We start from the raw sequence: 25597 nt of genomic DNA, 5'->3' as shown, positions 1-25597 counted from the left end.
GGTGCTCCGGGGGTGGGACTCGGACCCACAACCAGCGGCTTAACAGGCCGTCGCTCTGCCGATTGAGCTACCCCGGAATGTCCATTCGACGATAGCAGAGCGTCGATCAGCCCCATTATCGCCCGATGCATCTCGCTGCTGCAATAACGGACATAGACACAACCGTGTTCGTGCTTGTTGCGACGGATTGTTGCGTCGGCACGGGCTCGGTATGGCTTCCGGAACTGCGCCAAAGGTATTCCGGTTATGTTCGACCAGAACACTTGAGCGGCGGCTAGGTCGAGACCTTCGTGAAGGTAGACACGGGCTGTTAGGCGCCGCTCATCGACGGCAAAGAAACACCGCAGCCATTCACAGTGGAAGGCAACGATTCGTGGATCGCTGTTGGCGAAAAGGACGTTCCCATCCTTCTTGGCTCCCTCGCCGGCATAGAGCGCCGCCCCGGCAGCCAGAAACGCCTGCTCACTCAAGCTCCCGAGCCGCAGGAGCCCCTCGATCTTCAGCCGCTCGATCTCGTCCGCCTTGCGCCGCTGGAGGATGTTCGGCCCACGCCGGCGAGCAGCGCGTCGAGGTTCCGGCGTGAACTCCACATCCCGAACCCAAAGGGACACCGAAGACTTCGCGACTCCTAGCTCGGAGGCGATGTCCGCGAGCGTCCAGGCCTGCGTGCGCAGTTCGCGCGCCCTTGCCTGCTCAGACAGCTTTCCGCGGTATCCCATGGTTCCACGGTATGGAGGCGGTGTGACGGGATAGGTCAGATTTGGCCCGGCTAACCTTTTCCCGAAGCCTGTATTCCGTCGGTGTCGATCCGGCCCGGCGGTGTTCTGGTTCGGCCGCTGGGGGGATGAGCGTGGAGATCGGCACCAACGCGATGGGGGGACGGCGCAGGGCAGTGGGCGTCGTTTTGGCCGGTGTCGCAGGACTGGTCCTGTCTCAGGTCGCCATTCCCGGCGCTCAGGCAGAAGGAAGCGTCCAAGCCTGGGAGGCGTCCGCCAACTCCGCGGTGGTGGGCACCTCGCCGTCCTCGAGCGGCGTGTACCTGACCAGCACGATCGGCCAGGCCTACTCCGCGTACGACCAGTCAGAAACGCAGGCCACCTCAGCACTGGTCAATCTCGGCGGCCTCGGCTACGCCGTCGCGTCGAGCCCTATCTGCGGCCAGGCCATCACGCTGAAGCAGCAGCCGCAGCCGCTCAGCGCCGACTCGGCGAACGGTCCGTCCAGCGCCACGACTCAGGCTCAGTTGTTCCCGGGGGTCAAGACGCCGCCGGGCTCCGGCACGGAGCATGTAAGCGTGTCCGTCAAGCCGGAGTCGGCAGAAGCACGCACGTACCCGGTGACTCAGGACGTCCCCGGCGTCGTGCACGTCGAAGGTATTGCGCAGTCGGAGGTTCACTACGTGGACGGACAGGCGCAAAACGCGAGCGCGTCCGTAGCCGAGGACGTGGGCCTTCTGGGCGGCAAGGTAGTCATCGACGGGCTGAAGTGGAGCGCCTCGCAACAGCGCGGCAATTCCGAACCCACCAACAAGGCCACCTTCGGCTACTCGTCGATCACGGTCGTAGGGCTTGGGGGGATCCCGATAACCATCCCCGGAACCGTTCCGATCGGGACCGCTCTGGCCGGGGTGAACGGACTTCTCGCGATGCTGGGAGTGACGATTTCGCTCCCGGCCGAGTCGGTCGATCCAGGAACAGGAGCGGTGTCGATGAGTCCACTCCAGGTCCACTTCAGCGGGTCGGCACTCGACAACCAACTCGCCAGCCCCGCAGTCGGGCCCCTCACTCAGGTCATCAACGCCTTGAACGGGCAAGTGACCCACGGCGCCGACTGCTCGCAATTGAAGAATCTTCTCGGGCAGCTCTCGACAGTTCCAGAAACGGGTCTCACGCTTCTCATGTCCAGCCTCGAGGGGGCAGGCGCGGTGGACCTGTTCTTCGGAGGGGCGAGCGCGGACACATTGGCAGCGCCATCGTTTACGAACCCCTTCGACTTCGCCGGTTCGCCCTCAGCGACGCCTCTTCCACCATCCGGGTTCTCTGGCCTTCCCCTCACCGCCCCCGGCTCGGGGCCTTCGCCGCCGAGCATGCCGAACTTGCCGAGCTACCAGGCCGCCACGCCGGCGACAGGGTCCTCCGCAGCAGCTCCGCGCAGCGGGGGATCTCAACAATCCGTCCGAACGGTCGGCTTGGTCAAGTGCGTCACCATCAGCCCCCGGGGTGGCTCGGGCTGCTGGCGCGGCCTGGCTTCCGTTGCTGCGGTCGCGGTGGTCCTCCTGGGAAGCGGGTTGCTCGCAGCTGACGCGGTCTACGGCCATCGCCAACCGCGCCCTCGCCGGCGCCGCAGGAGGCTTCGGGCATGACCGACGGCGACACGACCGATCGGCAGCCCCGCGTCCTGCGTCCTTCGGACAGGAGGCTCCTTCTTGGCTACGGACCCGCCCTGGTCATCGGAGCGGCATTCCTTCTGATGGCGTTGCTCGTCCCCACGGTGGCGCCCGAGCAGAACGTCAGCGCCGGAGCCGGTTCCGGTAGCGGACAGGGTCCCGGAGCGGCAACCGGGCTTCCGGTGTCAGGGTCGTCGCAGGGGGCAGCGACCGTTGGCGGCAGCACCGCCGGCGGCTCCGGCACCTCTGGGTCAGCCATAACCGCCCATGCTGGAGTAAGCGGGAACGCCCCGCCGGTTGTGACCGCGTGTGCCGGCCGGCAGGTGCAAGGTGATCCTTACGCTCCGCCGTGCGTGCAGTTCTCGGGAGGGAACGGGGGAGCGACCAGCCTGGGAGTCACTGCCAGCACCATCACCGTCAGTTACCGGATACCTGCGGACAACGTGTCGAGCGCGCAACAAGCGATCCAGCAGATCGCGGGGAAGTACAACGCCAGCCGGTTCGCCGACTCACCCCAGTCGGTCGAGAGGACGCTGTCGGATCTGGTGGCCTACTTCAACCTGCACTTCCAGTTCTACGGCCGCAAGATGGTTCTGCAGCAGTACAACGGGCAGGGCCAGCTCGGCCAGGAGATCACAGGCGGCGGCCAAGCCGCGGCGCAGTCGGACGCGATCCACGTTGCAGACACCATGCATGCGTTCGGCGACATCAGCGCCCTGTCGCAACCGTACGCGGAAGCGCTCTCCGCCCAGCGCGTCGTCAACATCGGAGTTCCTTACATGTCGCAGGAGTGGTTTCAGCAGCACGCTCCATACGGATGGAGCTTTTTCCCGAGCTGCACCGACCTCTCCGACGAGGGCGCTGCGATCTCGGTTCGCGACATGGCCACGCAGAACGTCACGTGGGCAGGCACCGGGGTCCGCAACGGGCAACCGCGAAAGTCGGCCATCATCGCCCCCGACAACCCCGCCTACCAGCAGTGCGCGCACCGGGTGCTCGACGCTATGGCTGCTGCCGGACATCCGGCAGCCGCCAATCTCACCTACACGCTCGATCTTTCGCAGCTGTCCCAGGAGGCTGCGAGCCTCGAGCAGCAGATCGTCAACGATGGCATCACGACCATCGGATGCGGTTGCGATCCGATCACCCTCGTATATCTCACGGGCGACCTCGAAAACGCACACTACGAGCCCGAGTGGCTGAACATCGGCGCTGCGTTCACGGACATCGACCTGGTCGCCCAGCTCTTCAACCAGGCGGTCTGGTCCCACGCCATGGGGGTCTCCAACAACGGCGACGTTCCCCCCTACGGTGGATCGCTCGGATACTTCGCCGCGAAGTCGGTCGACCCGGGCAACCCCCCGGCACACATCGTGGACATCCTGTACGAGGATCTCTACATCCTCGCGCTGGGGATCCAAGAAGCCGGTCCGAACCTCACGCCGCTCAACTTCGAGAAGGGGCTGTGGAACTACGGCGGCGGGAACGGCGAATACGGGCCCTGGACCTTCAACATCAACGGCGCCGCGTACTGGACGCCGCAGCATTCATACCGGTTCGAATGGTGGAACCCGAAGGCGATGTCGAGCTTCGATCAGGAGCAGGGTTCGTGGGTGCTCGGCTCGACCTACTACACGCCGGCCACCACTCCCACCGGACCGCCGCCGGTGTTCCCCAACGGCCCCCAATGAACCGCATGACCGCACGGCTGACAAAGGACCGCAACGTCGACCGGCTCGCTGACCGCATAACTGACTGGCGGATCCTCGCAGCGGCGGGCGTGGGCGGCCTGCTGATTCTGACCCGGGTCGTTCCTCACGAGGTTCCCCTGGGCACCGTCCTATACGGGGTGCTGTACGGGAGCCTCAATGGTCTCCTCGCCCTCGGCCTGGTTCTGACCTTCAAGGTCACCCGGGCGATCAACTTCTCCTACGGCGCGATGGGCGGGCTGCCGGCTGGAATCGGTGCGTCGATCTATCTCTCGCACCGCTGGCCGTGGTCCGTCGTCGTACTCTTCTCGCTGCTGATCGGCGCGGTGGTCGGGTTCGGTGTCGGCGCGTTGATCAACTGGCGCTTTTCGAAGTCGCCGAGACTGGTGTTGACGGTTGCGAGCATCGGGCTGGCGCAACTGCTCGGCGGGATCGGGCTGTACGTCCCTCGGTGGTTCCACGGGCCGGCGTTGATTGCCTCTTTCCAGACGGGCCTGTCGGCCGTGCACACCGAGATCAAGCCGGTCCTGTTCAACGGCAACGACCTCGTCGTCGTGGCTGTTGTGCCGCTGGTGGTCGTCGCCGTCTCGTGGTGGCTGCTCGCCACCGACGCTGGCAGGGCGGTGCGCGCGATCGCCGACAACCCGGACCGGGCGCGACTTCTCGCGATTCCCGCGAGGCGCCTGCTTCTCGGAGTGTGGACGCTTGGTGGGGTGGTGGCCGCGCTCGCGGTGATTCTGCAAGCGCCCCGGGCGGGAGTGCCTCTGGACGCAGCTGCGGGACCCGCGATCCTGCTGCCGCCCCTGGCTGCGGCTGTGGTCGCGAGAATGGATTCGCTCGTTGTCGCGTTCGTCGCAGCTGTCGTCCTTGGCGTCATGGAATCGGTCGTCCGGCTCGACGTGTCGAAGCAGTCCGTCGAGACGCCCCTGTTCCTCGGCGTGATCCTCATAGCCCTGCTGCTTCAGCATCGCTCCGAGAACCGCGCGGAAACATCCGACGACTCGTCGTGGTCGGCGATCGGGGATCTTCGGCCCATAGCGTCTTACCTTCGGACCCTTCCGGAAGTGAGGGCCGCAAAAGGCATAGCGCTCATGGCATTAGCGGCGGTTCTGCTCACGCTTCCGGCGTTTGTATCGCCCGGTCGCCTCGACCAGGTCAGCATCGGGTTGGTCTTCGCCCTGGCCGCGCTGTCTCTCGTGGTGTTATCGGGGTGGACCGGCACCATAAGCCTCGGGCAGTTCGCCCTCGTCGGAGTCGGCGCCGTCGTGGCGGGCGATCTGATGATGCACTTCGATCTTGACTTCTTTCTCTCGATGGCCGCTGCCTGCGTGGCCGCCGCTGTCGTTGCCGTGGTGCTCGGCCTCCCCGCACTTCGCGTCCGGGGGCTCTACCTGGCGGTGACCACTCTCGCGTTCGCAGTCGCAGCGAACGATTTCTTCTTCAATCCGACCAACTTCGCCAAACAACTGCCGTCGTCGGTGGTCAGGCCGGTGCTCTGGAAGCGGTTTCCGCTACACGGTGAGGGCGACGTCTACCTGTTGTGCCTCGGCGTCCTTGCACTGTCGATCGTTCTGGCGCGAGGCATCCGTGCAGCGCGTTCGGGACGGGTGATTCTCGCCACCCGCGACAACATCCGCGCCGCCGAGGCTGCTGCCATCCCGACAGCCCGAACCCGACTGATGGCCTTCACGGTTGCAGGAGTGATCGCGGGTGCGGCCGGTGCCCTCTACGTCGTGATACTCGGCGGCGTCGGCTACCAAACCTTCCAGCCGGTTGACAGCATCACGGTCTTCTCGATGGTCGTGATCGGAGGACTGTCGTCGATCGGTGGATCGCTCGCCGGCGTCGCGCTGATCCAGTGGATCGGCATCGAGTTCCCCAAGGCACAACTGCTCTTGACTGGAGTCGGGCTGCTGGTGGTGTTGATGGTTCTGCCTTCCGGGCTCGCCGGACTCTACGAGCGAGCACGCGACCGGCTCGTCGTCGCGGTGGCCCGCCGTCGCGGGCTCGACACGAGCGCATGGGCCACCGTCGACGAGACCGGCGGGGATGCCGACGAGGCGACGCGGGAGCTACTGGCGGTCTCCAGCGACGACGATTTGCTGGATCCGCGCGTGCTGCTGGAGTGCCGCAACGTGTGCGCTTCGTACGGCCAGATGCAGGTGCTGTTCGGTGTGGACCTGACCGTCCGCGAGGGTGAGATCGTCGCCCTGCTCGGCACCAACGGAGCCGGAAAGTCCAGCCTCCTCCGTGCAGTCACCGGTCTCCTCCCATCCAACGAGGGGCGGGTTGCCTTCGGTACTGCGGACGTGACCGGTCACCCGACCGAGGCGATAGCCCGGATGGGGCTCACCATGATGCCGGGCGGGCGAGGCGTGTTCCCGTCGTTGACCGTCGCGGAGAACCTCAGAGTTGCTTCTTGGCCGCTGCGCGCCGATCGTTCTGCCGCCACGGAGGCTCGGCGGCGAGTGACCGACCTTTTTCCCGTTCTCTCCGAACGTTCGGCCCAGACCGCCGGAAACTTGTCCGGGGGCGAGCAGCAGATGCTGTCGCTCGCGATGGCTTTCCTGGTGCGCCCAAGGCTGCTTTGCATCGACGAATTGTCACTAGGGCTTGCGCCGACGGTTGTGTCGACGCTGCTCGACGCGGTGCGGGAGATCCACCGGCAGGGCACCACGGTTTTGATCGTCGAGCAATCGGTGAACGTCGCGCTCCTTCTGGCGGAGCGCGCGACCTTCTTGGAAAAAGGGCAGGTTCGTTTCAGCGGACCGGCCGCGGATCTACTCGACCGGCCCGACCTCCTGAGGGCGGTGTTCATCGGTTGCGAGACGGCCCATCAACAACGACCGGTCACCGTTACTACGAACGGCGGGCAAGTCGAGGAGCTGGCGACTTCGGTTTCGGTTCTCGAGTGTGCCGACCTGGTGAAGCGGTTCGGTGGCATCACTGCCGTCGACCACGTCGACTTGAGTATCCGGCGGGGAGAGGTCGTCGGGCTCATCGGCCACAACGGCGCCGGAAAGACGACCCTGTTCGACGTCATGTGCGGGTTTCTCGCGTCAGACGAGGGGAGGGTCCGGATATTCGGCGAGGATGTCACCGATTGGGCGCCTCACGAACGCGCATGGGCCGGTCTCGGCAGGTCCTTTCAGGAAGCCCGCTTGTTTCCGAGCCTGACAGTCGCCGAAACCATCGCGGTCGCCCTCGAGCGGCACGTCGCCAACCGTGACCCCTTCGCGGCGGCGTTCAGAATGCCGGCGTCAACGGACTCGGAGGCGGCGGTCGCCGAGCGAGTCGACGACCTGGTCGAGGAGCTAGGGCTGACGGCTTTCCGCGACCGGCCGGCGGGCTTGCTTTCCACCGGCACGCGTCGGATCCTCGAGCTTGCCTGTGTGATGGCGCAGCGTCCCGACGTTCTGCTTCTTGACGAGCCGTCCGGAGGTGTGGCTCAGGCGGAGACCGAGGCTCTGGCGCCATTGTTGCGCCGGGTTGTGTCCGACACCGGTTGCTCGATCGTTGTTATCGAGCACGACATGACGTTGATCTCGTCTCTCTGCGATCGGCTTATCGCGCTGGAGCTCGGGCGCATCATCGCGGAAGGGTCGCCAGACGAGGTTCTTTCGCACCCCGACGTGATCGCTTCGTATCTCGGGACCGACGCAGACGCGGTAGCCCGCTCGGGACGCCGTCAGGCGCCGGCGCGCGCCAGGTCGGGTGCGGCCCGCCCTGCGATCAAGGGAAGGTCGAGGTAGGTCTTTATCCCCGGCTCGGCACGGCACACGTATGGGATCGCGTTGACACAATGCATCGCCGTCGCCACCACACCCGGGTTGCGCAGAAGCCCCTCCTCAACCGTTTCCGGCTGCCAGCCCTTGAAGGTGACCAGCGCCGGCGGGTCGCCGACGATCTCGACTTCGAACCGTTCACCTTCCGGACCGAAGTTCCACGCCGGATCGAGGTCTTTTTCGCCCATGAGCCAGTTGACCACCGCGGCCACTACCACTTGCCCGCGGACGACGCCTTCCCATCTGAACCGGCGGGCCGCCACCAGGCCGGGTCCGATCGTCCCGATGGGAGAGTCAATCGGGGCGGACGCAACCGCGACCTCCTGGACCGTCCTTACCTCATCCGCGTCGGCGAATCCCATCTCCTTGAGAACCATCCGCACCGACTGCTTGAACCCGCCTCCAAGCAGACCCGCCATGGGGCTGTCCAGGGCCTCGGCTGGCGTGCCGCCGAAGCCCATGATGTGGCGGACAACCTCTGGGGCGTTGTAGGTGCGGATGTCTGAGAACTCCTCGGCCCGCACGAACGTGACGGCGTTCGAAAGAGCGGAGACCATGAGTGGGAAACGTTCCGTTATCCCTCCGGGGTGGATTCCGGTGCCGTGGAGAGTCGCCCGACCAGCCTCGCAAGCCTCAATCAACTGACCGACGCGGCTCGGATCGGGGTAGACCCATCCAACCGAAGTGACCACGTTCTTGCCGGATCGCAGGATCTTGGCAACCTCTGCGTCGTCCGGCACCAGCGGCGCGTAGACGACGCAGTCGGCTTCCATATCGAGGATCGCGTCGACATCGTTCGTGGCGGGCACGCCGATCGCGCCGATTCCGGCGAGCTCTCCAGCGTCCCTGCCCGCCTTCGCCGGGCTGTGCACCCAGCACCCCACGAGGTTCAGGTCGGGATGCCGCACGACTCCCTGGATGGCGGCCTGACCAACGCCGCCGGTCGCCCACTGGATAACTCGGAATGTCATGGACCGGATCTCTAATGCTTGCGGTGCTTCCTCCACAAGCTGAACGGGCTCCGGGCCCAGTCTCGTGTAGCTCAGCTTCGCCGCGAGAGAAGCAGCACAGGGATCTGGCGGATGCCCTCGGTCTTGCGGTCGTAGTCGGCGAAGCCCGGCATGAGTGTCTTCTGGCGTTCCCAGATCTCGGATCGCTCGGCGCCGTGCAGTTCGCGGGCGGTCACCGCGATGGTGTCGGTCCCGACTTCTATTTCCGTATCGGGATGCGCCAGCACGTTGTAGTACCAGTCCGGGTTCTGCGGGGCGCCACCCCTTGACGCGAAGATGGCGAAATCGTCTCCAACCGGCTGGTACGCGAGCGGGTTCACTCGTGCACGGCCGCTCTTCGCTCCGGTGTGGTGCAGCAGCAGTACCGGCGCGCCTTCGAAACCGCCACCGAGCTTGCCGGCGTTGCTCCTGAACTCCTCGATGATCTTGGCGTTGAAGTCCTGCACTTCCGGCATGGCGTCCCTCCACAGGAATTGGGTTCTCGACTTCACAACGACAGCCGGTCCAGAAAGCTTCCCTGCTAGCGGGCCGCCCCGGAGTTCGGATCGATGATCAACGAAGAGGTGTCGACCGCCTCGAAGTCTCCCGCGGGGATGGTCTTCAGCTCGTCGAGCATGGTGTTGTCCCAACCCGGCTGCGCGGCGCCCTGGAAGTACCAGTTGGATCCGTTGTCGGCGACGATCAGCCCGTAGTGCTTCATCGCGGTGAGCACGACCTGGGTGTCGTGACTGAAGTGGGATATGTCGACCGAGGCCTGCATCCGGAAGCGCGCGCCCATCGGCGGGTAGCTCGGGTCGCTAACGGAACTCGCCTCGTGACGCGCCGGCCACACGAACAGCTTGTCGGTGGTTTGCACGGTCATCCTGATCGCGTGCCGCACAATCCCGGCTGCCACCTCGTCCTGGCGTAGCAGGCCGGCAAGGATGGGCAGCCCGGCCGCATCCGCCGAAGTCCAGCCGCTCGGACGCAGGGCGTCCGATCTCAGGTTCCAGATGGCGCCCGAGCCGGCCGTCGATCCCTGTGGCGAGTAGTTGGCGTTGTACAGCTCGTACAAGCTGCAGGTCGTCGAGTCGAGCATGATCGCGTGCTGGTCGCCTCCGCTCCCCGCTCCTCCCTCGATCGGCGTGTCCGGTCCGAAGGGGTAGGGACCGGGATCGCTCTCGTCCGCGTAGTCGAAAGTTATGTTCACCTTCGGGTGAGAGGAATTGGTGACGATGAACGGGATTCCGTACGGCACCGAAGTGCCGGAATCACCGAAGTCGGGGTGGATGTGCAGGGCCGGTCCGCCGCTGTTGGCAATCCACGCCGCGCTGTGGGTGTCGACCGGCAGGTTGGACACGTCGGTGTTCCAAGCGTTGTCCGAAGGGAAGACAGGGCATCCGGCGATGGTGGGACCGACTGCCGCGACCACAGGCGGTGGCGGGGTTGGCGCCGGCGCCGGACGAGGCGCCGGCAACGTTGAGCCCCGGGCCAGAGTCGTCCGCGATCCGACGGTTGACGATGGTTGCGGTGGTCCGGTCGTGGCGGTCGTGCTGCTCGACGTGGTAGTCGTTCCGAGCGTGGACTCGGTCGACGAGCTCGTCGGTGCGGAGACCCCGCGCCCGTGCCGGGCCGCCGACGGCGCGCCGGCACTGCAGGCCGCGATGAACAAGACCGCAGCGGCCGCTGCGGCGACGACTTGGGTCGATGGATGCGAACGCACCGGTGCCATCCGAGAACCCCGCTTCAAACGTAGGTAGCGGTGATATCGGCTCGGCTCCCTCCGTCGTTGAGCCGCGGCCCGGTGCGTCTGTTGGCCAGGCCTGAGGTCGGTAAGCTGCTACTTACCGTACAGTCGCCGGGGCCCCCGCCGACGCGCCAGGATGGGAATCGGACTATGGCAACGACATGCATTCACGGATTCAACCCGCCCGATTGCCTGATATGCCGCACGCTGGGAACGAGCCCGCAACCCGCAGCGGGCGCCCGATCCGTCGAGGTTCCCCGGCAGATTCAGCAGTCGCCGCCAGACGTCCGTCGGTTCGCGACCGGAGCCGAGGTCGTTCACCCGTCGCCAACCTCGACTCCGCGGCACCGCCGCAGTCTTGGGGGATCGGTGATGCTCGTAGTCGCAGCGCTGGTCGCGTTGGGCGCGGCCGCGTGGATCCTGGCCGGTGTGGTCTTCACTTTGCTCCACCTTCTCGAGTTGATTGCCGTTGGCGCTGGAGCGGGTTGGGTCGGCTACAAGGTCGGGCATTTCCGCGGCTCTCGAAGCCGGCGCGATCGCCAGTAAATGCCTCCTCGGTTTTCAGAGCGAGCTCGAGATCCAGGCGAGTGGCCTTCCTCGAGCGGGCTCGACGATGAGGCGTTTCGCGGCCCGCGTGTTGTAAAGCCAGACTTCGCGATTGCGTACTCGAGCCTCGCAAACAGTCCCGTTCGACGATGGCGCCCAAACGCAGTTGCCGAAGGTCGTGGAGGTGGTCGGGGCGGCGAGAGCCTCAACCGTTCCCGTTTCGGTCGTGATGGCGAGGGCGGCTCCGGTGGCCGTCTGAGTCGGGTAGGCGAGCTCTCGGCCGCCGGGCGACCACACCGGCTCGCTGCCGAACATCGGGCCACGCCAATCGCTGAGAACGCTCAGCACGCTTCCGTCCCGGCTCAACACGACCATCGGGGCGTCGCTGTCGACCGGATTGAGCGGAGTTACCACCACCGCGACCGCGTCCCCGGTTGGGCTGGGATAAACGCCTAATTCGACCGGTGTCGTTGGCAGCCAACCCACATCCAGGTTCAGCTGAGCGGCGGTGGCCAGGACAAGGGGCGGCTGGCCGGCCTGGCGAAGCTCCACGTCCAAGTCTGCGGGTGCGAAACCACGGGAGTGCGACCTTCGTTGCTGGGCAGGCGTCGAGACGAACGCACCAAAGGTCTGCGGATCCCCTCCGGCGCTGTCCACCGCCCCTAGAGCGGCATCCTCCCCGCTGCCGAGCATGACCACGTCCGCAAAAGCCGGCCGTAGCGCCTGACGGGTGAGAAGGACCAGCGCTTGTCCCTTGTCGGCGAAGGACTCAGAGGGCGCGAGCGAACGGCTGCTCACGAGTTGACCAGTGACAGACGTCGGGATAGCGGTGATCTTTGTCCCGCTGAACGTGACCGCCCTGCCCGCCGAATCGATCCAGGCTGTTCCGTCGGGTGAACTCGCCAGGAAAACGACCTGTCCCTCCGCCCCTTGGGTCTCGTATGGCACAGTGCTCCCGGCGGCGGGATCAACTCGGACAATCGAACCACCGGGCGACTGCGCCACTATGCGACCGTCAAGATCCTTCAGCGCGGGGGCCGCGGCGCTTCCCGCGGGGCTGGTCGACAAGAAGGCGCCGAGAGCACCCACCGTCAGTATCGCCGCCCACAAGGCGGCTAATACCGCGCGGCTTGGTGAATACGCCTTCGAGCCGCCTGGTAAGTCCCGGACGGGCGCCCCCATCTCGATCCCCGCGTAGGCGATATCTGATGCAGCCGCGCTTGCATCCCGCGAGTCCGTAATCTCCAGGGCGTCGTCCACGCTGCGCCGGCAGTTGGGGCAGCGGGCTGCGTACTCGGAGACAATCTCAGCGCAACCCGAGCATCGCAGCATGCACGATCTACCGTATAGCCGGCGCTGAGCTTCGGCTAAGCGTCGGTCAGGCGGTGCTCGAGGAGCGCCCGTTCTGCGGGGTTGGTCGCGAGCCTGAGCGCATGGGCGTCCGACTCTCTCGCCTCAGCCGTCCTGCCCAACCTCGACAGAAGAGCGGCGCGGGTGGCGTGGAACAGGTGGTACCGGTCGAGGACATCGCGGAGCGCGTCGACCTCGAGCAGCGCTTCCTCAGGTCCCTGCACCTGCGCGATCACGATCGCCCGGTTGAGACGAACAACCGGTGACGGATCGACACTCAGTAACAAGGAGTAAAGAGCAAGCAGCTGACGCCAATCTGTCGAGGACCAACACGGCGACTCGCAGTGAACGGCTGCAATCGCCGCTTCTATCTGGTACGGCCCGACTCGCCCCATCGATGCGGCACGCTCGATCAGACGGCCGGCGGCCTCGATCCGGGAACGATCCCAGAGGGAGCGGTCCTGGTCCTCGAGCAGCACGAGGTTTCCGGTCGTGTCGAGTCGCGAGCTCCAGCGGGCCAGGTGGAGCATTATCAGCGCGAGTAGGCCCAGCGGCTCGGGTTCGTCTGGAAGCCACCGGGTGAGCAACGTCGCCAACCACGCGGCGTCGTGAGCCAGCTCGAACCGCACGGCCTGGTCGCCGGCTGTCGCGAAGTAGCCCTCGTTGAAGATCAGGTAGATGACCCGGAGCACCTGGTGCAGACGGGACGCCATCTCCTCCGGTTCCGGGCTTCGGTAGGGGATGCCCGCGACGGCGATCTTGTGCTTGGCCCGGGTGAGCCGTTTGGCGAGCGTCGGCTCGGGCAGCAGGAAGGCCCGGGCTATCTCGGAGGTAGTCAACCCGGCGACCGCTCGAAGCGTCAGGGCGACTTGTGCATCCGGATCGAGAGCCGGGTGGCAACAGGTGAAAATCAGCCGGAGACGGTCGTCGGGCTCGCGAATGGCCGTCTCGGGCAGCGCCGCGAGCAGGGCGAGCTTCTCCCGGTAACGCGCATCACGGCGAAGCCGGTCGATGGCTTTCCGCCGTGCGGTCGTGAGCAGCCAAGCTCCGGGACGCTCCGGGACTCCGTGAGTCGGCCAGTTCGACAAAGCTTCCAGCACCGCGTCGGAGACCATCTCTTCGGCGAGATCGAAGTCGCCGAGAAGGCGAACCAGGCTTGCAGTGAGCCTGGCCGCCTCCTCCCTGAACGCCCGGTCGAGAGCCGATCGAGCGTCGGTTACGGCCTTACCGTTCGAGGACAGGCCGCACCTCGACCTTTCCGTCGGGTACCGGCAGGCTGCGGACAACGGCCAGCGCCGCGTCCAGGTCGGCGACATCGACGATCACGTATCCGCCGATCGCCTCCTTCGCTTCCAGCAGGGGCCTGTCCACGAGTGTCGAGTCTCCGGCCTCCAACACGACCGTGGTTGCGGTACCAGGGGATTGAAGTTGGTGACCTTCGACGAAGGTGCCGTTGGCGAACTTCGCTGCGAACCAGGGCTCGAGCTTGGCGAACACCTGGGCTATCTCTTCCTCACTGCCGTTCTCCTGCCAGCTGCCTCTGGTCAGCAAAAACATGTACTTCATTGGTCCTCCTCGGTGATGGTAACGCCAGTACGACGAACGGAGAGGGGCCGGCAGGACAGCGTGACGAGAGTTTCCGTAGTTCCGCAGGTCTAGCCCAGCCAGTCCGCCAGTCCCTTGTTGCTGATGCGGTCCCAGGGCTTGTGCCAGGTCTTGCGCGCCTTGGCTGCTTGCTTCCGTTCTCGACGGATGAGCTCGTCCGCGACAGAGTCCCGATACTCGGGCAGATGTGCAGACGTGGTGCGGATCCATTGCTCGAGGACGACGGCATCCTGAAGCTTGCCGAGCACCGACTGCAGATCGGCGAGAGTTTTCGCCATCAGGGCGGCTTGCTCGCCGACTACCGGCGCTGCCAGTTCGGCGGCATACCGGCATCGCTTGGCGGCAATTCGCACCTGATGGAGATCTTGGTCTGCCGGCTTCGAACCCAACCGCTTCACACGGCGCTTGAGAGCTTTCCATCTCCGCGCAGTGAGGTCAGGCAGGACGTCCGCAGCTCTCAAATCTGCCGTTCGAACCGGCGGTCGATCGATCGCGTCGACGAGATGGTCAACCGTGATGACGTAAGTATCCGAGGACAAATAATCCAGGACGTGTGATCTTGCATCCCCACGTTCTTGGACCAGATGCGCGACATACACCTCGGCTTCCTCCCGCTCACGGGGTGAAAGCTTCGACACGGACTTGCGGAGCCGCTCGAGCATGACATCGGTGTCTCGGAGTGTGCCCAAGCGCGCTCCCGCCTCTTTGAGATCTCCGCGGAGCTGGTGAAGAGTCTTGGCCTTCAAAAGGGGCTTCAGGGTCGAGAGGTCGCTGCGCAAACGTCTGGTCGCAACCCGCGCCTGGTGCACCGCCTCCGAGTCATCCGTGATCCGTACCATCGGATCATTGCTGAGCAATCGGCGCACTGATCCGGCGACGGCGTAGGAGACGAGCGATTCGACCGATGATTTCTTGCTGAGCGACTGAGGAGGAAAGCGCGGCGGCTTCCATTCGAGCGCCCTGAGAACCTTCGGCTCGCCACTATCGCTCTGCGCGCCTGCGTCCTGCATGGCTTGCGCGACTGTCGGAAGTAGACCGGCGCCACGTTCGCTCTTCAGCTCCACCTCGATCTCACGGAACCGCCCTGAGCGTCCCTTCGAGGTCGTGAACTCTACGGTGTCGTCGTCGACTTCCGCAGCCGGGTCCGGCGAATCGGAAGGAAGAAGAAGGTGCTTGACCCGGGTGGTTGTCAGGTCGCATACAGGGTGAAGGCGGCGGCCCCTGCGATAAGCACCTACGAGGTCCTCGGCGTCCCGGGGGACGCTTCCGGGGCCTGCGTGGAAGTCCACCTCGGTGCGGGACATCAAGTGCTCTACCGCACCCGTCGGGTCAGGGAGCTTCAGCGTCCACTTGCCTTCCGACGCGCCGTCGGACGGCGGCCCGCCCGAGGTCGTGCCGGTGGTCCTGAAACGGAGGGTAACCCCCCAGCGGGCCAGGTCGAGAGCGGCCGTGTCGTAGTAGGTGGCCTTCAAGACCTGTTCGCCGGCGGGCCGGACCTCTACGTCGGCGATTTGTTCCAGGGCCGTTAGGCGAAAATCCTCGGCTACCTCGAACTTGACCTCCCGTTCGCTTTCCACCGGAACCGGTTTACATCACTCTGAGCCGGAGCCGCGGTCTGTTTCAGCTGATAGAGCACCGGCTTGCTGGCGCCCGCGGGAGAACACTCCTGGTACCCGCTCGGCCAGCCCGGACATCCCTCCGGCCTCGCGCCAGCGACGGGCCGTCTCCTGTTCGACGTCCCAGCCGTTGGCGACGACTTCGGCCTCGATCTTCCTGTAGGACTCGTGCAACTCGAGCACGGCCGGCCGGTTGTTCGCGACGATCGTCTTGGCAACTTTCTGTGCCGCCGGGAGAAGCTGATCGTGAGCCACCACCTCGGTTACCAGGCCGGTTCGCAGGGCGGTTCGAGCGTCCACGAAATCGCCGGTGAGACTCATCCGCCGCGCCATGGCGAACCCGACTCTTTGGGGCAGGAGCACGCTCAGACCCCATGCCGGGAGCACCCCGACCCGGGCGTGGGTGTCCGCGAACACGGCCCGCTCGGACGCGATGAGAAAGTCGCAGTTCAGGGCCAGCTCGAACCCACCCGTGATCGCGGCGCCGTTGACGGCGCCGATGATGGGCTTGCCCAACGGCGGCCACGGGAGCCAAGGCGGTCCGTCGCCGCTCGCGGGTTCGGCGAGCCGTGCCCCGCTGCTGAGCTCCTTCAAGTCGAGGCCGGCGCAGAAGGCCGGATCGGTTCCGGTGAGGATTACAGCTCCGACGGAATCATTATTAGCCAGAGCGCTGAACTCGCTGCGCAGCTGCCTGAGAACGGCCGCGCTGAGGGCGTTGCGGGCGCTGGGGCGGTTCAGGGTGACGGTCGCAACTCCATCTTCCACCGACACGATGACCAGTTGGGCGGCGTTCTCCATAGGACAGAGCGTATGGGGATCCGGCGGTATGGTCGGGGCCCGTGAGAGCGATCGTATGCAGGGAGTTCAGCGGGCCAGAGGCGCTGGAGGTCGCAGAAGTCGACGAGCCGGCACCCGCGCCAGGGCATCTTGTGGTTGACGTCAAGGCGTGCGCCATAACCGTCCCTGACCTGCTGATGACCCGCGATCAGTACCAGTACCACGCGCAGCTTCCTTTTGTGGTCGGATCGGAGGTCGCGGGAATTGTTCGCCGCGTTGGCGAAGGAGTCACGGATTTCGAACCGGGGGACCGGGTGAGCGGGTCGTCCGTGCTCACCGGGGGGTTGGCGGAACAGGCTCTCCTTCGAGCCGACACCGTCCACGGGATACCGGAGGGATCCTCTTTCGCGGAAGCGGCCGGCATCCTCTACGCGTACGGCACCTCTCACTACGCGCTTCGAGACCGAGCGGATCTCAAGCCTGGCGAGACGCTTCTGGTGCTGGGCGCTGCGGGGGCGGTGGGGTTGTCGTCGGTCGAGATCGGCCGGGCGATGGGAGCCCGGGTGATCGCCGCGGCATCGAGCGAGGAGAAACTTGCCCTGTGCCGCAAACACGGCGCTGACGAGACCATCAACTACGAGACCGAGGACCTCAAGTCGAGGACCCGGGAACTGACCGACGGCCAAGGAGCGGACGTCGTGTACGACCCAGTGGGCGGGAAATACGCCGATCCGGCGGTTCGGTCCACCGCTTGGAACGGCCGCTACCTGGTGATCGGGTTCGCGGCCGGCGACATCCCGAAGGTTCCGCTCAATCTCGTCCTGCTCCGGGGGTGCAGCATCGTCGGCGTGTTCTGGGGGTCGTTCGTCCTGCGCGAACCGGAGGTCCATCGCCGCTACGTGGCTGAGTTGATGGGCTGGTGGCAACAGGGCCTGATGCGGCCGTACGTGTCCGAGGCCTACCCGTTGGAGCGAGCCGCAGACGCCTTGCGGGACGTGGAGGCACGGCGTGCCATCGGGAAGGTCGTGGTTACCCCGTAAGCGCCGAGGTGCCGACGAACGGCGGGTTTGCCGTCAGGGGGAGTCGATGAACCCACCGATCAGCCTGGCGAGCTCAAGGGGAGCGTCCCCCTGAACGCTGTGACCGGCGTCTGCAACATGTTCGACCCGCGCGGCCGGCAATCGCTTCAGCAGCTCTGCCTCGTCTGAGTCGTCGACCACCGATTGCGGGCGCATTCCGCGCACCAGCATGACGGGAACCTTCAAGCGCGAGACGGCGTCCCATAAAGAGCCGAACTCGCGGTACGGCCGCTCCCCGGTGTCAGGTTCCAGCGCCCGGTGCCTCGCGTAGCGCCACACCCACGAGCCGTCGTCGCGCTGCTGGGCGTTGTGCAGGATTCCCCTCCGTAGAGACGAGACGCTGCGGGTCGGATTGTGCTCGATCGTCCGAGCAACAAGGGCGTCGAAGTCGGGAAAGCTCTCCGGCCCGTTGACGAACGCGGTGATCGCTCCCGACTTCTCCGCGTTGACGCTCGGTGTGATGTCCACCAGCACCAGCGCAGGCACAAGCTCAGGGTGTGAATCGGCCAGACCCAGAGCGGTGATGCCGCCCAGCGACATGCCGACAACCGCGCGTGCACTAGGAGCGAGTTCGCGGATGACTTCGGCTACATCGTTCGCGTTGTCCCACAGGTCGAGGTGTCCCGATCGTGGGCCATCCGAGTGGCCGTGCCCGGGAAGATCGATGGCTATGGCCGGCCGGTCGAGGGCGAGGAGCACGGTGTCCCACGTGTGCGCGTTCTGGGCGCCACCGTGCAAGAAGACCAGTTCCGGGTCGGACTTTCCCCACACGAGCGAGCTGATCTGGCGGCCGTCCTTTGTCGCCACCGACTGCCGCTTGACCGCTGGAGGGCTCGCGTAGGGAATTCCGTATTCGGCAGCGTTCTCGTGGAACATGCCGAACTCGTCGTAGGGAACCTTGTCGACCATGCCATCGACGGTACAACGATTGTCTCTCGCGCTTCTCAACCGGTGGGGCGGTAGGTGACCCGAACCAGCTTCCTTTTTCGGAACTCGAGCACCCAGGTGCCACCCTTGGCTCCGGGAAGTCGGTGACCCAGCTTGACCTGGAAGGTCTCTTCGAGGAAGGGCAGCACGTCGACGAGGACCTCCCGGTGGGTGCACAGCACCACGCATGCCGACGACGGCTCGTTCCTCGCCAATGCCAATATCCCCTCGCGGGCGCCTTCCCCGGCATCGGTGCCCAACCAGCTCAGGACTTCGACGTCACGTCCCGCCCGTCGCCCCAACGGTTGGACCGTTTGCAGGCATCGGAGAGACGGGCTGGAGATGATCCTGGTCGGTCTCAGCTTGGCCAGGTTCCTAGCCAGTAGCTCGGCCTGTCTGCGGCCGCGGGAGACGAGCGGCCGGTCGGCATCTTGTCCCGACCATGTCTGCTTGGGTTCGGCATGGCCGTGTCGCACCAGCACCAACCGCATGAGACGCCCCCTTTCAACCAGTCGCCGCGGCGGTCGTGCGCCGTCTAGGCGCCCTGTCTGCCGACGTGGAGGTCGTCAATTTCGTCGTCGCGGGCCCTGAGCAAAGCGGCTGCGTTGTAGTCGCTGCTGGCATACGCGTCGGCAGCCATCTGCCACATTTCGAATCCTATGGCTCCCATCTGTGAGACCAGGCTCCTCGCCCGGGGCGGCTGCTCGATTTGAAGTTGGGGTGAACCGGCGGAATTGTCGTCCAGGAGCGCGCAGCTGGGAAGAGGACAAGCTGGGGCTTACCTGGGGATATCCGACTGTCCACACGACGTTCGTCCGGAGTTAACCTCCGTGACATTCATCGTTTGGGAGGTTCGGGCGCAGCTCTCGTCTACAACTTGAGCGAGATCTCTCGCCAGAGATCCCGGTAAGCCTCGGCCGCGGCGCTTCTGGGTTGGAATTCCTCAACGGGTGAGCGCCTCACCCCCATCATCTCGAACGTGGTAGTAGCCGGGATCACTGTCGACAGGACCTCCGGCCGCGACCTCACCAACTCGTCGATGATGTCTCGGTGCAGTCGCCGGCGCATATCAACCATGGTGAAGAACGCCAGCGATTGGGGAGGAGCATGCAGTTTGCTTGAACGCGCATCACGGGAAGACTTCTTAGGCTGCTGCTTGGCCAGGAACTGCCGAAGTTGGTCGAGGGTCCGGGCGGGAAGCGGCGCGGGGATCATCGGCACGAGGAGTGTTGCCGCCGCGACGAACACGCTCTCCGATACAAGCGAAAGGCTGGGAGGGCAATCGAGGATGATCACGTCGTAGTCGTGCCGGAGCGGAGCCAGGACTCTTGCAAGGCGTTGTGTCGGTCGTTTGGTGCCCGCAAGGTGTAGGTCCATGTGTCGGTACGACGTGTCGGCCGGCAGGAGGTCGAGCCCGTCGAAGTCAGACCCCCGGATGAGACGATCGAGCTCGCTTCGTCCTCGGATCAGCGACTTTCCACCACCCTTGACCTTTGGCTTGACCCTGAACAGGTAGGTCGCCGCGGCTTGGGGGTCGAGGTCCCACAAGAGAGTGCGCGATCCCTCCTTGGCGCTGAGGTAGGCCAGGTTGACCGCCGTCGTGGTCTTCCCGACCCCTCCTTTGATGCTGTAGGTCGCAAGGATGCGGGTCAACGAACTCCTCGCGAAGAACCGAACATTCGGCGGTACCGCTTGGTTACCTCCGGAGACGCAAAGCGAGCAAAGCGATTGGCGAACTCTGCTCTCGCTCGGAGCTGCCGAGTTTCCAAGGAATCGGCGATCCTCCCCATAGCCATTAGTTCAGAAGCCGACCCCGACTTCTCTTCGAGCATCTCTTCAGCGAGATGACGGATCGCACCGGCCTGAACCTGGCTGTCCTGGAACTCGCCCAAGTTGTCTTGAAGCGCCTTCAGTTCGCGTATCGCAGTCTTCAAGTCCGAACCCGTATAGAGGGGTGCGAACATTTCGAGCATGTAGCGGAAGGCCTTGGTCTTTTTCCGGAGATCATGCAGCATTTCCGCCGGCGATTCGTCGTCGATCACCTTTCCTCTTCGAAGCACGCGACGATGTGCTCGGTCTATATGCCGGTCGAGGATCGGCCCGGCCGGTTCGGAGCCAGGCCATGAAGTAGACGACGCAGCCGCTGCCTCTTCAACCATCTGCCACGTCTCGAGGAGAAGTTTGTACCGTGGCGAGTCGAGTGCTGCCACGAGGTCGACCTGCGCCTGGGCCCGCCTTCTCTCCAGCAGCCTGACCATTCCTTCGAGATTCTCGACCCCCCCGTGGGCATCGGCGATCTGCACATCGAGGTCCCGCGCCGGTCCGGTCAGGGTGCCCAACCACCGCAACTCGGCCGAAAGGAGCTCGTCGGTTTCCAATGGAAGGAGGGCCTTTACTTGATTGAGCACCGAGCGAGCCCGCCTCGACGCGACTCGGTAGTCGTGAAGGAACTCGATGTCCGTCTGTTCCCGCACGCCCTGCTCGTTGCCGACCATCTCATTCCGGAGAGACGCGAGAACCTGAGACACCGCGAGTCCTACCGGCATGGACCGTCTCATCACGTTGATCTGCGACGGGCTGCTGCCGGGGGCGGTCACGGTCGATCCGGCCAGATGGGTGATCAGGCAACCGTCATGTTCGGCTAGACCCGCGCTCAAGAGGGCTTTCGAAACCCGTCGCGACCAATCCTCGTATCCCCGCACCGGTGACAGCGCCACCAAGCGCAGCCGCTGCGCGGCACTGTTGCCGTCGGCCGGTCTCAGGTGCCTTTCGAAGAGGACCCTGACCGTGGTCTTCATCTCTTCGTCCAGAATTGCGTAACGCTTCGTGCTGCTCTCGACGACCAGGCGACAGAGGAGGCGCCTTTCGCCGATCGCGTCGGCCAGTCGTTTCCAGGGCTCGCCGTCAGGTAGATCGCGAGCCCACTGAGGTGGGTCGTCGGCGGCGCATCTGGCGAGAACGTTGTCGTCTGCTGCCGATGAAAGCTCGAGCACGAGTGACCCCGAGTCGCCCGGCCGAAAACCCAGCGCCCAGCCGGCGCGCAGAACCCGGGAGTCAGCAGTATCGAGGTAGGTCCTCCTGGCTTTGCTCGCGTCGAGCAACCTGACCGACCAGCGGTCGCGCAGGGTCTCGACGACCGAACGGTCGGACACCCGGAAGGGCATCTTGAAGCGCTGAGCAGGCGTTTTCATCGGCGTGAGATCGCTCCGGCGGAGCGGACGGGCGGCCGGGCGGATCAGGTAACGGTACTCTGATACTCCGCCGGCATCCCGGGACTCGTCCGATTCCAGCCCGCGAGACCACACGCGACGTGAGCGGGGAGCGCGGGTTGGCTCGATCGCCGGCAGCCGCCCACTGAGACAGCGTGCAGGGGTGCCCGGAATGTTCCGTGGCCGTTCCCCGTTGAGTGTGTAATCCTGTAATCACGAGGTTGGATCATGGCCTTTGAAACTTCTGAGCTATCAACAGCGTCTCGGGCGACAGCGCCCGGGGCACCCTCCGACGGCGCGGCTCTCGACGCATATTCCCAGGTAGTGACGTCGGTCGCCGCCGATTTGACCCCGCGCGTCGCCGCGTTGGAAGTGCCGCGGCGCCGGTCTGACGGGAGGTTCGCCGCCGGCGCCGGATCGGCGGTGGTGTTCACCAACGACGGGTTTCTCCTCACCAACGCCCACGTGGTCGGCAACGCCGAGGCCGGCAAAGCTTCGTTCTCGGACGGCACCGTCGTCGGCTTCCACGTCGTGGGAACGGACCCCCTCTCGGACCTGGCTGTCGTCCGCGCCGACGGTCCGGTTCCCTCTCCAGCCCGGCTCGGCGAGGCCGCCGACCTGAAGGTTGGGCAGCTGGTTGTCGCGGTCGGAAACCCGCTCGGACTTGCCGGCAGCGTCACCGCCGGCGTGGTCAGCGCACTCGGAAGGTCCCTGCCGACCCGGGCCGGATCCAACGTCCGCGTCATCGACGACGTGATCCAGACGGACGCCGCCCTGAACCCGGGGAACTCGGGAGGTGCGCTCGCGATCTCCTCGGGTGCGGTCGTCGGGATCAACACGGCGGTCGCCGGTATGGGGGTCGGGCTCGCCATCCCGATCAACGCGACGACTCGGCAGATAATTGCCACTCTGATGTCCGAAGGAAGGGTGCGCCGGGCATACCTCGGCCTCGCCGGGACACCGGCGCCGCTGCCTCCGGCACTGGCCGCGCAGCGCGACCAGAAGACCGGGTTGCGGATCGCTCAAGTCGTCCCCGGCGGGCCGGCCGCCAAGGCCGGCCTTCATGCGGGCGACCTGCTTCTCAGCGCGGGCGACTCTGCCGTGACGAGCGCTCAGGGTCTGCAGAAGCTGATGCTCGCAGGAGCGATCGGAAAGCCGCTCGCGTTGACGGCCCTTCGCCAGGACGCGCTTGTGGACGTGATCGCCGTGCCGGTGGAGCTGACGGCGGCAGACTGACCGGCCGGGGGGCGGTTTCTCCCTCCGGTAACGTCTTCGAGCCCGTAGCCTCGGGTGAGGACCACCCGCACTTGTAGCGATCGGAGAAACACCAGTGGACGATGAGCAAGCGCGCGCCCTTCTGAAAGCGGAACGTGACCGGGTCGAGGGATTGCTGTCGGGGTTGGATACCGACCGCAGCGATGATCGAGCCGCGGTCGACGACCAGGGGACTGACTGGTCGGACCCGGCTCAGTCGATCACCTCCGAAGGGACCGATGATGCCGTCGCCGAGTCGCTGCGGGAAAGGTTGCGGGCGATCGAGCGCGCCGAGCAACGGTTGGCGAACGGAACCTACGGAAGGTCGGTCCGCAGCGGGCTCCCGATACCGGATGAGAGGCTGGAAGCCGACCCGGCCGCCGAGTTGACCGTCGAGGAGGCCAGCGCATAGCTGTGAGCCAGAGAGGTCCCAGCGAGGTGGAACCCAACAACGTCGCCGAGTTGATGGTGCGCTGCCTCGAAGAGGAGGGCGTCACCCACGTCTTCGGGATTCCCGGCGAGGAGAATCTGCGGTTCGTCCAGGCTCTCTCTTTTTCCGACATCGAATACGTGCTGGTTCGTCACGAGCAGGCTGCTGCTTTCATGGCGGAGGTTTACGGCCGCATCACCGGAAAGGCGGGGGTGTGCTCGTCGACGCTCGGTCCGGGCGCTATCAACATGCTGCTCGGCGTCGCCGACGCGACGACCGATTCCACACCGGTAGTCGCAATCTCAGCTCAAGTCGCCCGGTCACGAAGCTTCAAAGAGTCGCACCAGAACATCGACCTGGTGTCGATGTACGCCCCGGCTACGAAGTGGGCGGCTGCGGTTCCGACCGCCGAAGCGGTTCCCGAGATGATCCGCAAGGCATTCAAGCTCGCCCAAACAGAGCGACCCGGAGCCGTTTACCTGGCAGTGCCGGAAGACATCGAACAGGAGCGCCTTCCGCCCGGACTCGCTCCTCTTCCAGTGAACGTGCCCAGGGCGGAGGAGCCGTCGCCGTCGCAGCTGCACCGAGCGATGAACCTGCTTCAGACGGCCGAGAACCCGGTGGTCCTGGCGGGCCACGGCGCGGCGAGGGCGGGCGCATCGGCGGCGCTGCGGCGTTTCTCGGAGGAATTAGGACTCGCGGTAGCGACGACCTTCCACGGGAAGGGCGTGTTCCCCGACGACCACCCGAACGCGTTGGGCACCGTCGGTTTCATGCGTCACGACTATGTCAATTTCGGCTTCGACCGAGCTGACCTCATCATCGCGGTGGGATACGAGCTGCAGGAATTCGACCCGGTAAGGATCAACCCCGCCGGGGACAAGGCGATACTGCACGTGCATCGCTTTCCGGCAGAGGTCGACCGGCATTACGACGTGGACGTGGGGTTGCAAGGAGATATCAGCCACACTCTCGACGCGCTGACCAGCGGAGTAGAGCGGCGATTCAATTCGGCAGCCGGCGGACGGGCTTGCCGTTCACTCCTCGAAAGCGAGCTTGCCCGAGGGCGGAGCGACGACCGCTTCCCGGTCTCGCCTGCCCGGGTGGTGGCCGACACCAGGGCAGCTCTCCGTCGCGACGACATCGTCCTGGTTGACACTGGCGCGCTGAAGATGTGGATGGCGCGCTTGTACCCGACGTACGAGCCGAACACTTGCTTGATATCGAATGGGCTGTCGACGATGGCGTGGACGGTGCCGGGCGCGATCGGAGCCAAGATCGCCCGTCCGGCGGCGGGTGTTCTCGTCGCCACGGGGGACGGGGGCTTCATGATGAACTCGCAGGAGATCGAGACAGCACTTCGCCTTGGAATTCCGTTCACGATACTCATCTGGGTCGACGGCGAATATGGCCTGATCAAGTGGAAGATGGACCTTGAGCTCGGCAGTGATACAGATACCTCGTTCAACAATCCTGACTTCGTGACCTACGCGGAGAGCTTCGGAGCCCGCGGCTACCGGATCGAGGAGGCCGGGGAGCTACTTCCCGTACTTCGGAACGCGATGGCTGAAGACACGGTTTCCGTCGTCGCCTGCCCGGTCGATTATTCGGCGAACCTCCAGCTCACCAACGCTCTGGGGGAGTTGGACGAGCCGATCGGATAAGTGACCGACGGGTAACTTCTTCGTCGAACAAAATGAAATGAGTAGCCAAACGGCCCCAGCCATTGACGGGTCCGCCCGGCGCGCCTATAAGTGGGGGCCGGGAAGTAGACGGCGAGCAGAGGTTGACCTTCCAGCCTCACTCCAAGCCGGTTGCCTGGGGGCTTAGATGAACGAACTGCGCTGGGCAGACGAGATCGCCGCATTGGACGTGCGGCTCAGGAGAGTGGGACCCACCGCGTACGTGAGCATGAGCGGCGAAGCAGACATCTGCGGCTGGCGAGCGCTCAACGCGATGACAGACACGTTGACCAACGATTCAACCGCGGTGTCCGAGGTTGTGTTCGACCTGACCGGGCTCACTTTCGCGTGTGTGAGGACGATGTGCGTGCTCACCGAGGTGTGTAGACGGCTCTCGTCTCAGGGTGTTCACACGAGTATCCGCGGGATGCAGCCGGTCGTCGCCCGAGTCGCCAACCTCGTCGAGGCCGACCTGCCGGGAGTTGCTTCGATCAGCCGTAACTAAC

General features: G+C 65.2%; 24 protein-coding genes and 1 tRNA gene. 11 read left to right on the top strand and 14 right to left on the bottom strand.

Going from position 1 to position 25597, the window contains the following annotated elements; all coding sequences use genetic code 11:
- Nucleotides 1-4: 4 nt before the first annotated feature.
- Nucleotides 5-77 (bottom strand) — tRNA-Asn (locus VFZ97_04425).
- Nucleotides 78-356: 279 nt separating this feature from the next.
- On the opposite strand from VFZ97_04425, the gene VFZ97_04420 reads away from it, so the two are divergent.
- The 4 genes from VFZ97_04420 to VFZ97_04405 all read left to right on the top strand — a co-directional run bounded on the left by VFZ97_04420 (nucleotide 357) and on the right by VFZ97_04405 (nucleotide 7847).
- On the top strand, nucleotides 357-632 hold the full coding sequence (locus VFZ97_04420; GenBank protein ID HEX6392661.1) for a hypothetical protein: 276 nt from the start codon (nucleotides 357-359) through the stop codon (nucleotides 630-632).
- 212 nt (nucleotides 633-844) lie between these two features.
- The gene (locus tag VFZ97_04415) at nucleotides 845-2362 is read left to right on the top strand and encodes a hypothetical protein (protein ID HEX6392660.1); all 1518 of its coding nucleotides are present in this window, start codon (nucleotides 845-847) and stop codon (nucleotides 2360-2362) included.
- Nucleotides 2359-4077, top strand: a complete 1719-nt coding sequence (locus VFZ97_04410; GenBank protein HEX6392659.1) for a hypothetical protein — start codon at nucleotides 2359-2361, stop codon at nucleotides 4075-4077. The genes VFZ97_04415 and VFZ97_04410 overlap by 4 nt, the downstream gene beginning before the upstream one ends.
- 5 nt (nucleotides 4078-4082) lie before the next feature.
- Nucleotides 4083-7847, top strand: coding sequence for an ATP-binding cassette domain-containing protein (locus tag VFZ97_04405; protein ID HEX6392658.1), 3765 nt, complete (start codon nucleotides 4083-4085; stop codon nucleotides 7845-7847).
- Here VFZ97_04405 and VFZ97_04400 read toward each other — a convergent pair.
- The 3 genes from VFZ97_04400 to VFZ97_04390 form a co-directional block, all read right to left on the bottom strand.
- Nucleotides 7784-8851 carry a hypothetical protein gene (locus VFZ97_04400; GenBank protein ID HEX6392657.1) on the bottom strand — a complete coding sequence of 356 codons (1068 nt, stop codon included), beginning with the start codon at nucleotides 8849-8851 and terminating at the stop codon, nucleotides 7784-7786. The genes VFZ97_04405 and VFZ97_04400 overlap by 64 nt on opposite strands.
- 71 nt (nucleotides 8852-8922) lie before the next feature.
- Nucleotides 8923-9345 (bottom strand): nitroreductase family deazaflavin-dependent oxidoreductase, encoded by a 423-nt coding sequence (locus VFZ97_04395; GenBank protein HEX6392656.1) that lies wholly within the window; start codon nucleotides 9343-9345, stop codon nucleotides 8923-8925.
- 65 nt (nucleotides 9346-9410) lie between these two features.
- Nucleotides 9411-10229, bottom strand: a complete 819-nt coding sequence (locus VFZ97_04390; GenBank protein HEX6392655.1) for a hypothetical protein — start codon at nucleotides 10227-10229, stop codon at nucleotides 9411-9413.
- A gap of 4 nt (nucleotides 10230-10233) precedes the next feature.
- Here VFZ97_04390 and VFZ97_04385 point away from each other — a divergent pair, with 4 nt between their 5' ends.
- Both VFZ97_04385 and VFZ97_04380 read left to right on the top strand, forming a co-directional pair.
- Nucleotides 10234-10629 (top strand): hypothetical protein, encoded by a 396-nt coding sequence (locus tag VFZ97_04385; GenBank protein HEX6392654.1) that lies wholly within the window; start codon nucleotides 10234-10236, stop codon nucleotides 10627-10629.
- 137 nt (nucleotides 10630-10766) lie between these two features.
- Nucleotides 10767-11162, top strand: a complete 396-nt coding sequence (locus VFZ97_04380; GenBank protein ID HEX6392653.1) for a hypothetical protein — start codon at nucleotides 10767-10769, stop codon at nucleotides 11160-11162.
- Nucleotides 11163-11177: 15 nt separating this feature from the next.
- On the opposite strand, the gene VFZ97_04375 is transcribed toward VFZ97_04380, so the two are convergent.
- The 5 genes from VFZ97_04375 to VFZ97_04355 form a co-directional block, all read right to left on the bottom strand.
- On the bottom strand, nucleotides 11178-12494 hold the full coding sequence (locus tag VFZ97_04375) for a hypothetical protein (GenBank protein HEX6392652.1): 1317 nt from the start codon (nucleotides 12492-12494) through the stop codon (nucleotides 11178-11180).
- A gap of 35 nt (nucleotides 12495-12529) precedes the next feature.
- Complete coding sequence (locus VFZ97_04370) at nucleotides 12530-13798, bottom strand: sigma-70 family RNA polymerase sigma factor (GenBank protein HEX6392651.1); 1269 nt, start codon at nucleotides 13796-13798, stop codon at nucleotides 12530-12532.
- Nucleotides 13737-14078 (bottom strand): YciI family protein, encoded by a 342-nt coding sequence (locus VFZ97_04365; protein ID HEX6392650.1) that lies wholly within the window; start codon nucleotides 14076-14078, stop codon nucleotides 13737-13739. The genes VFZ97_04370 and VFZ97_04365 overlap by 62 nt, the downstream gene beginning before the upstream one ends.
- A gap of 89 nt (nucleotides 14079-14167) precedes the next feature.
- Nucleotides 14168-15694 (bottom strand): CYTH and CHAD domain-containing protein, encoded by a 1527-nt coding sequence (locus VFZ97_04360; GenBank protein ID HEX6392649.1) that lies wholly within the window; start codon nucleotides 15692-15694, stop codon nucleotides 14168-14170.
- Nucleotides 15695-15709: 15 nt separating this feature from the next.
- Nucleotides 15710-16531 (bottom strand): enoyl-CoA hydratase, encoded by an 822-nt coding sequence (locus VFZ97_04355; GenBank protein HEX6392648.1) that lies wholly within the window; start codon nucleotides 16529-16531, stop codon nucleotides 15710-15712.
- 41 nt (nucleotides 16532-16572) lie between these two features.
- Here VFZ97_04355 and VFZ97_04350 point away from each other — a divergent pair, with 41 nt between their 5' ends.
- Complete coding sequence (locus VFZ97_04350) at nucleotides 16573-17550, top strand: NADPH:quinone oxidoreductase family protein (protein ID HEX6392647.1); 978 nt, start codon at nucleotides 16573-16575, stop codon at nucleotides 17548-17550.
- 33 nt (nucleotides 17551-17583) lie between these two features.
- Here the strand turns inward: VFZ97_04350 and VFZ97_04345 are convergent, their stop codons facing one another.
- The 5 genes from VFZ97_04345 to VFZ97_04325 all read right to left on the bottom strand — a co-directional run bounded on the left by VFZ97_04345 (nucleotide 17584) and on the right by VFZ97_04325 (nucleotide 21707).
- Nucleotides 17584-18498: an alpha/beta hydrolase gene (locus VFZ97_04345; GenBank protein HEX6392646.1), complete on the bottom strand. Its 915-nt coding sequence runs from the start codon at nucleotides 18496-18498 to the stop codon at nucleotides 17584-17586.
- 35 nt (nucleotides 18499-18533) lie between these two features.
- Nucleotides 18534-19007, bottom strand: a complete 474-nt coding sequence (locus VFZ97_04340; GenBank protein ID HEX6392645.1) for a histidine phosphatase family protein — start codon at nucleotides 19005-19007, stop codon at nucleotides 18534-18536.
- 44 nt (nucleotides 19008-19051) lie between these two features.
- Nucleotides 19052-19186, bottom strand: a complete 135-nt coding sequence (locus VFZ97_04335; GenBank protein HEX6392644.1) for a hypothetical protein — start codon at nucleotides 19184-19186, stop codon at nucleotides 19052-19054.
- A gap of 200 nt (nucleotides 19187-19386) precedes the next feature.
- A complete protein-coding gene (locus VFZ97_04330) occupies nucleotides 19387-20169 on the bottom strand; it encodes a ParA family protein (protein ID HEX6392643.1) in 783 nt (260 codons plus the stop codon).
- On the bottom strand, nucleotides 20166-21707 hold the full coding sequence (locus VFZ97_04325; protein ID HEX6392642.1) for a CHAD domain-containing protein: 1542 nt from the start codon (nucleotides 21705-21707) through the stop codon (nucleotides 20166-20168). The genes VFZ97_04330 and VFZ97_04325 overlap by 4 nt, the downstream gene beginning before the upstream one ends.
- Nucleotides 21708-21953: 246 nt before the next feature.
- Between VFZ97_04325 and VFZ97_04320 the strand changes: the two genes are divergently transcribed.
- From VFZ97_04320 to VFZ97_04305, 4 genes are all read left to right on the top strand, one after another.
- Complete coding sequence (locus VFZ97_04320; protein HEX6392641.1) at nucleotides 21954-22961, top strand: trypsin-like peptidase domain-containing protein; 1008 nt, start codon at nucleotides 21954-21956, stop codon at nucleotides 22959-22961.
- Nucleotides 22962-23055: 94 nt separating this feature from the next.
- Nucleotides 23056-23391 carry a hypothetical protein gene (locus tag VFZ97_04315; protein ID HEX6392640.1) on the top strand — a complete coding sequence of 112 codons (336 nt, stop codon included), beginning with the start codon at nucleotides 23056-23058 and terminating at the stop codon, nucleotides 23389-23391.
- Nucleotides 23392-23393: 2 nt separating this feature from the next.
- Nucleotides 23394-25073: an acetolactate synthase large subunit gene (locus VFZ97_04310; GenBank protein HEX6392639.1), complete on the top strand. Its 1680-nt coding sequence runs from the start codon at nucleotides 23394-23396 to the stop codon at nucleotides 25071-25073.
- A gap of 166 nt (nucleotides 25074-25239) precedes the next feature.
- Nucleotides 25240-25596, top strand: coding sequence for a hypothetical protein (locus VFZ97_04305; GenBank protein HEX6392638.1), 357 nt, complete (start codon nucleotides 25240-25242; stop codon nucleotides 25594-25596).
- Nucleotide 25597: the final 1 nt, after the last annotated feature.

It is taken from the genome of Acidimicrobiales bacterium (genome assembly GCA_036378675.1).
Classification (GTDB): domain Bacteria; phylum Actinomycetota; class Acidimicrobiia; order Acidimicrobiales; family Palsa-688; genus DASUWA01.
The sequence above is the reverse complement of the archived record's forward strand: the minus strand, read 5'-3'. Positions and strand labels throughout refer to the sequence as shown.

Bases quoted from the DNA above. Each gene is read 5' to 3' on its own strand.
- VFZ97_04415 (HEX6392660.1), top strand. From the start codon at position 845: ATGAGCGTGGAGATCGGCACCAACGCGATGGGGGGACGGCGCAGGGCA.
- VFZ97_04410 (HEX6392659.1), top strand. From the start codon at position 2,359: ATGACCGACGGCGACACGACCGATCGGCAGCCCCGCGTCCTGCGTCCT.
- VFZ97_04405 (HEX6392658.1), top strand. From the start codon at position 4,083: ATGACCGCACGGCTGACAAAGGACCGCAACGTCGACCGGCTCGCTGAC.
- VFZ97_04400 (HEX6392657.1), bottom strand. From the start codon at position 8,851: ATGACATTCCGAGTTATCCAGTGGGCGACCGGCGGCGTTGGTCAGGCC.
- VFZ97_04395 (HEX6392656.1), bottom strand. From the start codon at position 9,345: ATGCCGGAAGTGCAGGACTTCAACGCCAAGATCATCGAGGAGTTCAGG.
- VFZ97_04380 (HEX6392653.1), top strand. From the start codon at position 10,767: ATGGCAACGACATGCATTCACGGATTCAACCCGCCCGATTGCCTGATA.
- VFZ97_04375 (HEX6392652.1), bottom strand. From the start codon at position 12,494: ATGCTGCGATGCTCGGGTTGCGCTGAGATTGTCTCCGAGTACGCAGCC.
- VFZ97_04365 (HEX6392650.1), bottom strand. From the start codon at position 14,078: ATGAAGTACATGTTTTTGCTGACCAGAGGCAGCTGGCAGGAGAACGGC.
- VFZ97_04355 (HEX6392648.1), bottom strand. From the start codon at position 16,531: ATGGAGAACGCCGCCCAACTGGTCATCGTGTCGGTGGAAGATGGAGTT.
- VFZ97_04345 (HEX6392646.1), bottom strand. From the start codon at position 18,498: ATGGTCGACAAGGTTCCCTACGACGAGTTCGGCATGTTCCACGAGAAC.
- VFZ97_04340 (HEX6392645.1), bottom strand. From the start codon at position 19,007: ATGCGGTTGGTGCTGGTGCGACACGGCCATGCCGAACCCAAGCAGACA.
- VFZ97_04335 (HEX6392644.1), bottom strand. From the start codon at position 19,186: ATGGGAGCCATAGGATTCGAAATGTGGCAGATGGCTGCCGACGCGTAT.
- VFZ97_04325 (HEX6392642.1), bottom strand. From the start codon at position 21,707: ATGAAAACGCCTGCTCAGCGCTTCAAGATGCCCTTCCGGGTGTCCGAC.
- VFZ97_04320 (HEX6392641.1), top strand. From the start codon at position 21,954: ATGGCCTTTGAAACTTCTGAGCTATCAACAGCGTCTCGGGCGACAGCG.
- VFZ97_04305 (HEX6392638.1), top strand. From the start codon at position 25,240: ATGAACGAACTGCGCTGGGCAGACGAGATCGCCGCATTGGACGTGCGG.